Origin of the sequence: Thalassospira sp. HF15 (assembly GCF_011806525.1) — a bacterium.
Taxonomy (GTDB): Bacteria; Pseudomonadota; Alphaproteobacteria; order Rhodospirillales; family Thalassospiraceae; genus Thalassospira.
The window spans coordinates 1-4,842 of record NZ_JAAVKI010000014.1; the positions used below are offsets into that span (position 1 = coordinate 1).

Here is a 4,842-nt window from a genome sequence, read left to right on the forward strand (position 1 = left end):
GTTGCCAGAGGCGTCACTGACGTCCAGTGTCGGCACATCCGCAACACCGGCAACATCAACCGTGATCGAACCAGTGGCCGTGGCAATATCGGATCCATCCGCAGAGGTCGCCGTCACACCCAAATCAAACGAACCACTGAAGTCATCTGCCGGGGTGATTGTCAAACCGTCAAGCTGATCCGAACCCAACGTCCAGGTGCCGTCACCGTTATCGGTGCCCGCAGACAAGGTCACACCATCCGGCACACCAGAGATGGTGACCGTCAAGGTTTCTGAGCTGTCGGTGAGGCCCGCATCAATATCAAGAGCGATGGCGCTATCTTCGTTGCCAGATGCATCACTGACGCCCAGCGTTGGGGCATCTGCGACACCGGTAACATCGACCGTGATCGAACCCGTCGTGGTCGCGACGTCCTCGCCATCTGCCGACGTCGCCGTCACCCCAAGATCAAACGATCCGCTGAAGTCATCCGCTGGCGTAATCGTCAAACCGTCAAGCTGGTCTGAGCCCAGCGTCCAGGTGCCGTCACCATTATCGGTCCCAGCCGACAAGGTCGCCCCATCCGGTACACCGGATATGGTTACCGTCAGAGTCTCCCAGCTGTCGGTGAGACCCGCATCAATATCCAGCGCAATGGCGCTGTCTTCGTTACCGGAGGCATCAGTGACGTCGAGTGTCGGCTCATCCGCAACACCGGCAACATCAACGGTGATGCTGTCCGTGGTGGTGGCAATATCGGATCCATCCGCCGACGTTGCCGTCACGCCCAAGTCAAACGAGCCGTTGAAGTCATCCGCAGGCGTAATCGTCAGACCATCAAGCTGGTCCGAGCCCAGTGTCCAGGTGCCATCACCATTATCGGTCCCGGCGGACAAGGTTGCGCCGTCCGGCACACCGGAAATGGTGACCGTCAGAGTTTCTGAGCTGTCGGTAAGACCGGCATCGATATCGAGCGCAATGGCGCTGTCTTCGGAACCACTTGCATCAGACACATTCAAGGTCGGAGCGTCCGCAACACCAGTCACATCAACCGTGATGCTGTCGGTCGTGGTCGCAACGTCAGAACCATCTGCAGACGTTGCCGTCACGCCCAGATCGAACGAGCCGCTGAAGTCATCCGCCGGGGTGATCGTCAGACCATCAAGTTGGTCAGAGGCCAGCGTCCAGGTGCCATCACCATTATCGGCCCCGGCAGACAAAGTCGCGCCATCGGGAACACCGGATATGGTTACTGTCAAGGTTTCTGAGCTGTCGGTGAGACCGGCATCAATGTCCAATGCAATCGCACTATCTTCAGAACCGCTTGCATCCGACACATCCAAGGTCGGCGCATCCGCGACACCAGTCACATCAACAGTCAGAGTATCGGTGGCAGTTGCCAAGTCCGATCCATCAGCAGAGGTCGCTGTTACACCCAGATCAAACGAGCCACTGAAGTCGTCCGCAGGCGTAATCGTCAGACCATCAAGCTGATCCGAGCCCAGCGTCCAGGTGCCATCACCATTGTCTGTCCCAGCCGACAGGGTCGCGCCATCCGGAACGCCGGAGATGGTTACCGTCAGGGTTTCACTGGAATCCGTCAGGCCAGCATCAATATCCAGCGCAATCGCACTGTCTTCATTTCCAGAGGCATCCGCGACATCAAGAGTTGGCGCATCTGCCACGCCCTCGACCTCGACAGTAATGGTGCTGTTGCCCCCCGGTGAACCACGGGTCAGATGGATTGGGTCGGCGGTAGATGCAACAGAATCACCATCTGTTGATTGCGCTACGACTTTTAGATCAAACGAGCCACTGAAGTTTTCAGGTGGGGTGATGGTCAGGCCTTCAAGGTCATTGGTATCCAACGTCCATGTGCCGTCGCCATTGTCTGTCCCGGCCGACAAGCTCGCACCATCGGGCACGCCACTAACGGTAACGCTTAGAACCTCACTGGGATCTGTCAGCGCGGCATCGATATCAAGTGCAATCGCGGTATCTTCAAGACCTTGCGCATCAGAAACGTCAAGCGTCGGTCGGTCTGCAACACCTTCGACATCAACTGTGATGCTGTCGGTGACGGTCGCGATATCCGATCCATCTGCAGACTGCGCACTGACATCAAGATCAAACGAGCCACTATAATTGTGAGGAGGCCGAACTCTCAAACCATCAAGTTGATCGGGGTTCAGCGTCCAGGATCCGTCGCCATTATCGGTCCCCGCGGACAGCGTTGCACCGTCTGGAACACCAGAAATGGTCACAGAAAGAACTTCGCTCGCGTCGGTCAGGCCCGCATCAATATCAAGTGCGATGGACGTGTCTTCTCTACCCCAAGCGTCCGAGACATCAAGCGTCGGTGCATCTGCGACACCGGTAACATCGACCGTGATCGAACCCGTCGTGGTCGCAACATCAGAACCGTCAGCAGAGGTCGCCGTCACGCCAAGGTCAAACGAGCTGCTGAAGTCGTCCGCAGGGGTGATCGTCAGACCATCAAGCTGATCCGAGCCCAGCGTCCAAGTGCCGTCACCGTTATCGGTACCAGCTGACAGGGTCGCGCCATCAGGCACGCCGGAGATGGTGACTGTGAGAGTCTCCGAGCTGTCGGTGAGGCCCGCGTCAATATCAAGCGCAATGGCACTATCTTCGTTGCCAGACGCATCGCTGACGTCCAGCGTCGGTGCATCCGCAACACCGGTGACATCAACAGTCAAAGTATCGGTTGCTGTTGCAACGTCCGATCCATCGGCAGAGGTTGCCGTCACGCCCAAGTCAAACGAACCACTAAAGTCATCCGCTGGCGTGATCGTCAGGCCGTCAAGCTGATCCGAACCCAGCGTCCAGGTGCCGTCACCATTATCGGTCCCCGCAGACAGCGTTGCGCCATCCGGCACACCACTGATCGTCACCGTCAGAGTCTCTGAGCTGTCCGTGAGACCCGTGTCGATGTCCAGGGCAATGGCGCTATCTTCGTTGCCAGAGGCGTCAGACACGTCAAGTGTCGGCGCGTCTGCGACACCGGCAACATCAACCGTAATGCTATCGGTGGTAGTGGCAGCATCTGAGCCATCAGCCGACGTTGCCGTCACGCCAAGATCAAACGAGCCGCTGAAGTCATCCGCAGGGGTGATCGTCAAACCTTCAAGCTGGTCCGAGCCCAGCGTCCAGGTGCCATCACCATTATCGGTCCCTGCAGACAGGGTCGCGCCATCTGGAACGCCCGATATGGTTATGGTCAGTGTTTCACTGGAATCCGTCAGACCTGCATCAATGTCGAGCGCGATGGCGGTGTCTTCATTACCAATGGCATCCGACACATCCAGCGTCAGAGCATCAGCAACACCCGCAACATCAACCGTAATGCTGTCGGATGTGGTCGCAACATCAGAAGCGTCGGCGGAGGTTGCCGTCACGCCCAAGTCAAACGAACCGCTAAAATCTTCCGCAGGCGTAATCGTCAGACCATCAAGCTGGTCAGAACCGAGCGTCCAGGTGCCGTCACCATTATCGGAGCCAGCCGACAGGGTCGCGCCATCAGGCACACCGCTGATCGTGACCGTCAGAGTTTCGGAGCTGTCAGTGAGACCAGCATCGATGTCGAGCGCAATCGCACTGTCTTCGGAACCACTTGCATCCGACACATCCAAGGTCGGCGCATCTGCGACACCGGTAACGTCGACGGTGATGCTGTCGGTTGCAGTCGCGACATCTTCGCCATCTGCCGAGGTCGCCGTTACACCAAGATCAAACGACCCACTGAAATCATCCGCCGGCGTAATCGTCAAACCATCGAACTGATCCGAACCAAGCGTCCAGGTTCCGTCACCGTTGTCCGTACCAGCCGACAAAGTCGCACCATCAGGGACACCGGAGATGGTTACTGTCAGGGTCTCACTGGAATCCGTCAGGCCAGCATCGATATCGAGCGCAATGGCAGAATCTTCGTTGCCAGAGGCGTCACTGACGTCCAGTGTCGGCGCATCAGCCACACCGCCGACATCAACCGTGATCGAACCCGTCGTGGTCGCAACATCAGAACCGTCGGCAGAGGTTGCCGTCACGCCCAAGTCAAACGAACCACTGAAGTCGTCCGCCGGGGTAATCGTCAGACCGTCAAGCTGATCCGAGCTTAGTGTCCAAGAGCCATCACCGTTATCGGTGCCCGCAGACAAGGTCGCACCATCTGGAACGCCAGAGATGGTGACCGTCAGGGTTTCGGAGCTGTCGGTAAGGCCAGCATCAATATCCAGCGCAATCGCACTGTCTTCGTTGCCACTGGCATCAGACACATCCAAGGTCGGCGCATCTGCGACACCGGTAACGTCGACGGTGATGCTGTCGATTGCAGTCGCGACATCTTCGCCATCTGCCGAGGTCGCCGTTACACCAAGATCAAACGACCCACTGAAATCATCCGCCGGCGTAATCGTCAAACCATCGAACTGATCCGAACCAAGCGTCCAGGTTCCGTCACCGTTGTCCGTACCAGCCGACAAAGTCGCACCATCAGGGACACCGGAGATGGTTACTGTCAGGGTCTCACTGGAATCCGTCAGGCCAGCATCGATATCGAGCGCAATGGCAGAATCTTCGTTGCCAGAGGCGTCACTGACGTCCAGTGTCGGCGCATCAGCCACACCGCCGACATCAACCGTGATCGAGCCCGTCGTGGTCGCAACATCAGAACCGTCGGCAGAGGTTGCCGTCACGCCCAAGTCAAACGAACCGCTAAAGTCATCCGCTGGCGTAATCGTCAGACCGTCAAGTTGATCAGAGCCCAGTGTCCAAGTGCCGTCGCCATTATCGGTCCCGGCAGACAAAGTCGCGCCATCAGGCACACCAGAGATTGTGACCGTCAG

The 4,842-nt window shown here is 57.8% G+C and carries 1 pseudogene; it reads right to left on the reverse strand.

Annotated features, from left to right (window positions below):
* Nucleotides 1-4,842, reverse strand: a pseudogene (locus tag HED22_RS19490) (Ig-like domain-containing protein); the annotation flags it as partial.